This window comes from Streptomyces sp. NPDC104202 (genome assembly GCF_055584185.1).
Window position 1 is genome coordinate 1 of the sequence record NZ_JBVJMN010000123.1, and the last position, 4,658, is coordinate 4,658.

Sequence of the window (4,658 nt, forward strand, 5' to 3'; positions counted from 1 at the left end):
TTTGGGGGGGGTTGGGGGGGGGGGTGGGGGGGGGGGGGGGGGGGGGGTTGGGGGGGGGGGGGGGGGGGGGGGTGTTTTGGGGGGGGGGGGTGTGGGGGGGGGGGGGGGGGGGGGCGTGGGGGGGGGGGGGGGGGGGGGGGGGGGGGGGGGGGGCGGGGGGAGGGGGGGGGCCCCCCCCCCCGGCCGGGGGTCAGCCGATGGTGTTCTCGACGCCCTTCTTCGCGTTCGACCACGCCTTCTCCGGCGAGGTGCCCTTGCGCTCGACCTCGCTCAGGGCGTTGGTGATCTGCTGGGCGATGTTCTGGTCGTGGACGCCGAGGACCTGCACGGGCGCCGCCTTCGCCGCGTCACCGAAGATCCGGCCGATGGGGGCGTCGGAGAAGAACGGGTCCTTGGCGTCGGCGACCTTGGCGATCGCGCCGGTGGCGGAGGGGAAGTTGCCCTGCTTCTCGAAGAGGCGGGTCTGCTGCTCGGGGGCGGTGAGCCACTTGATCAGCTCGTACGCCTCCTTCTTGTGCTTGGCGGCCTTCGGCACGGCGAGGTAGGAGCCGCCCCAGTTGCCGGCGCCGCCGGGCAGCGTGGCGACGTCCCACTTGCCCTTGTTCGCCTCACCGGCCTGGCCCTTGATGTAGCCGAGCATCCAGGCGGGGCAGGGGATGGTCGCGAAGGAGCCGGCGGAGAAGGCCTGGTTCCACTGCGGGGACCACTGGTCGAGCTTGGCGCTCAGGCCGCCCTGGGCCGCCTGCACGGAGTGGTCCCAGGCGGCGCGGAGCGCGGGGTTGTCCTCCCAGATCAGCTTGCCGGAGGCGTCGTAGTAGCGCTCCTTCTCCTGGCCGATCATGATCGAGTAGAGGCTGCCGACGCTGTCGATCCAGGCGCTGCGGCCCGGGGCCTTCGCCTTGTACTGCTTGCCGAGGTCCAGGTAACCGTCCCAGGTCGACCACTTCTTCGCGAGCTCCTCGCGGTCGGTGGGCAGGCCGGCCTGCTTGAAGAGGTCGGTCCGGTAGCACATCGCCTCGGGGCCGACGTCGGTGCCGAGGCCGAGGACCTCGCCGCCCTTGCCGGTGGCGGCGGCCCACTTGGCCGGGGCGAACTGGTCCTTGAGCGCGTCGGCGCCGTAGGTGCGGAGGTCGGCGAAGCGGTCGGCCTGCTGCTGGGTGACGGAGGCGATGCGGCCCACCTCGATGCCCTGGACGTCGGCGAGCCCGCCGCCGCCGGCGAGGCGGGTCTGGAGGGACTTCCAGTAGTCGGCCTCGTCCTCGGTGTCGGTCTGCTTGATGGTGACGCCGGGGTGGAGCTTCTCGTACTCGGCGTACAGCCCGGCCTCCTTGTATCCGAAGGAGCCGAACAGGTCCACGGTGATCGTGACCTTGCCTCCCGCGCCGTCCGACGCGTCGTCCGTCGCGCCTCCGCAGGCGGTGAGCAGTGCCCCGGTGAGTGCGACCGCCCCCAGGCGGACGGCGGTTCTCTTGGCGGCTCGGGCGATGGGCATGGGAAGCCTCCCTTGGCTTCGGAACGAGCGAGAGCGTCTGAGAGCGCTCTCAAGCCTGCGGAGGGAGAGTGCCTGGGGAGCGGCTCATCCGTCAAGGCTCGAAGGCGTAACGGACGGGACGGACCGTCAACTCCGGTCTGTGTTCAATCTCTTGACACACTCGTTTCCAGGGTTTTACGTTTCCGGCCATCTGAGAGCGCTCTCAGCAACTCACCGCGACTCCCGCGACGACATGAGGTGCCGTTCATGCCAGCCCCCCGCACACGGCCGGCCGCAGCGCTGGTCCTGGTCTCCGCCCTCGCCGGCCTGGGACTCGGCCCCGCCGCCGCCCCCGCGGCCGCCGCCACCGTCCCCACCGGTGCCGGAAGCTACTCCGACACCCGCCCCGCCGGAACCTCCGGCCCCACCACCAACACCGGCGCGCCGGTCACCCCCAAGGTCACCGCCGCGGCCCAGGGCAAGCCGGTCCCCACCAACGACTGGTGGTCCTCCCTCGCCTTCCAGCGCTACGGCGACAACCCGTACTCCACCCCCATGTACGGCCACCCGCTCACCTACCAGGCCGTCGCCGGCGGACTGGAGATCGGCTACCCCACCAGCCCCGCCGTGGTCGGCGACGGGCGCCAGTACGAGTTCGCCCACAAGCGCGACCTCACCCTCGGCCTCACCGGTCTCAACTCGCCCGACACCAAGGCCGACGCCTGGTCCGACTGGACCGTCACCCCCTACTGGTCCGACGGCGCCCGCACCCTGCGCACCACCATCGGCCACGGCCTTCCCTTCGTGTACGCCAAGGGCACCGGCGGCGACGCGCGGATCACCACCGCCGAGACGCCCGCCGTCTTCGCCGACCAGGGCAACGTCCTCGGCATCACCGTCGCGGGCCACCACTACGCCCTCTTCGCCCCCAGCGGCACCGACTGGAACGTCTCCGGCACCACCGTCACCGCGGGCCTCGGCGGCAAGGACTACTTCTCCGTCGCCGTCCTGCCCTCCACCGACGCCCTCGCCACCTACCGGAAGTACGCCTACAGCTTCGTCACCGGCTCCACGGTGAACTGGGCCTACGACGCCGGCACCGTCCGCGCCACCTACAGCCTCACCACCGAGGCCAAGGAGGGAACCGAACGCGGCACCCTCCAGGCCCTCTACCGCCACCAGTGGCTGCACACCACCGACCCGCTCACCCCGTACACCTACGTCTCCCCCCGCGGCACCATGAAGGTCCGCGAGGGCGCCTCCTTCACCACCGCCCAGCGCGCCGCCGCCACCCTGCCCGCCCTCCCCGGCGGCACCGGAGCGGACGCCGCGCGGCTGCGCGGCTACCTCAACGAGGTCGCCAACGCCTCCGACCCCTTCTCCGGAGCCGTCGACACCTACTGGACCGGCAAGGCGCTCGGCAAGCTCGCCCAGCTCGTCCCGCTCGCCGACCAGATCGGCGAGGGTGCGATCCGCGACAAGCTCCTCGGCCTGATGAAGGGCCGCCTCCAGGAGTGGTTCACCGCGGGCGGCGCTGCCGAGTTCTCCTACGACGGGGCCTGGAAGACCCTCACCGGCTACCCCGCCTCCTACGGCAGCGACACCGAGCTCAACGACCACCACTTCCACTACGGCTACTACGTCTACGCCGCCGCGATCGTCGCCCAGTACGACCCCGCCTGGGCCGCCGACTCCGCCTGGGGCGCCATGGTGAAGACCCTGGTCCGCGACACGGCCAACCCCAGCCGCACCGACAGCGCCTTCCCCTTCCTGCGCGGCTTCGACGTCTACGCCGGACACAGCTGGGCCAGCGGCCACCAGGGCTTCGCCGCCGGCAACAACCAGGAGTCCTCCTCGGAGTCCACCAACCTCAGCGCCGCGCTCGTCCTGTGGGGCGCCGCCACCGGCGACACCTCCCTGCGCGACCTCGGCACCTACCTGCTCACCACCGAGGGCGAGGCCATCGCCCAGTACTGGTTCGACGCCGACCAGCAGGTCTTCCCCGCCCCCTTCCAGCACGACACCGCCGGCATGGTCTGGGGCAGCGGCGCCGCCTACTCCACCTGGTGGACCGCCAATCCCGAGGAGATCCACGGCATCAACGTCCTCCCCGTCACCGGCGGTTCGCTGCACCTCGGCGGCCACAAGGAGGCCGTCCGGCGCAACATCGCCGAGATGGAACGCGAGAACGGCGGCCCCGCCGTCGAATGGCGCGACATCCTCTGGGAGTTCCAGTCCTTCGCCGACCCGGCCGCCGCCAAGGCCAAGTGGGACGCCGGAAACGCCGGATACACCCCCGAGGCGGGCGAGTCCAAGGCCCACACCTACCACTGGCTCACGGCCCTCGACACCCTCGGCGCACCCGACGCCTCCGTCAGCGGGAACATCCCCACCTCCGCCGTCTTCCTGAAGGGCACCACCCGGACCTACGTCGCCCACAACCACGGCGCGACCGCCCGCACGGTCACCTTCTCCGACGGCAAGACCCTCAGCGTCCCCGCCCGCTCGACCGCCAGCGGCACCGGAACCGGCGGCGGCACCGACCCCGGCCCCGACCCCGAGCCGTCCACCGGAAACACCTTCCAGCTCCGCACCGGCGGGACGCTCACCACGGCGGGCGGCGCCACCGCGGGCGCCGACACCATCGCCTCGGCCGGCGGGGCCAACCACGACGGCACCCCGAACCGCCCCCTCGTCTACGAGGCCAGGAACGTCAACGGCACCCTCCGGTCCGGCGGCTCCACCGCCTTCCGGCTCCAGGTCGACGCCGGCACCGCCGTCGGCCTCGGCCAGCAGGCCCGGATCAGTTACGACCTCACCGGGGACGGCACCTTCGACAGGACGGAGACCTACCAGTACTTCGCGACCGACCCGGTGACCGGCTGGGAGGAGTACGCCCAGTCCCGCGGCCTGCGGTCCGCCACCGGCACCCTCGGGAACCTGCGCGGCGGCACCGTCCGCCTGGAGGTCTGGAGCGCCATCGGCAACGCCGACGCGCGCCTGCAGACCGGGACCGACCGCTCCGTGGTCGTCATCCCGTTCGACTGAACCGAGCGTCCCGCGCGACGGCGGGGGGGGGGGGGGGGGGGGGGGGGGGGGGGGGGGAGGGAGGGGGGGGGGGGGGGGGGGGGGGGGGGGGGGGGGGGGGGGGCAGGTATCCGAGGTGTGGTGGGGGGAGGGCCTCATT

At 72.6% G+C, this 4,658-nt stretch carries 2 protein-coding genes; one reads left to right on the plus strand and one right to left on the minus strand.

All coding sequences use genetic code 11. The features are described 5' to 3' along the window. Nucleotides 1–190 precede the first annotated feature (190 nt). The gene (locus ACZ60W_RS37005) at nucleotides 191–1,492 is read right to left on the minus strand and encodes an ABC transporter substrate-binding protein (RefSeq protein ID WP_469759797.1); all 1,302 of its coding nucleotides are present in this window, start codon (nucleotides 1,490–1,492) and stop codon (nucleotides 191–193) included. Nucleotides 1,493–1,738: 246 nt separating this feature from the next. On the opposite strand from ACZ60W_RS37005, the gene ACZ60W_RS37010 reads away from it, so the two are divergent. Continuing rightward, a complete protein-coding gene (locus tag ACZ60W_RS37010; protein WP_469759798.1) occupies nucleotides 1,739–4,519 on the plus strand; it encodes a glycosyl hydrolase in 2,781 nt (926 codons plus the stop codon). Nucleotides 4,520–4,658 lie beyond the last annotated feature (139 nt).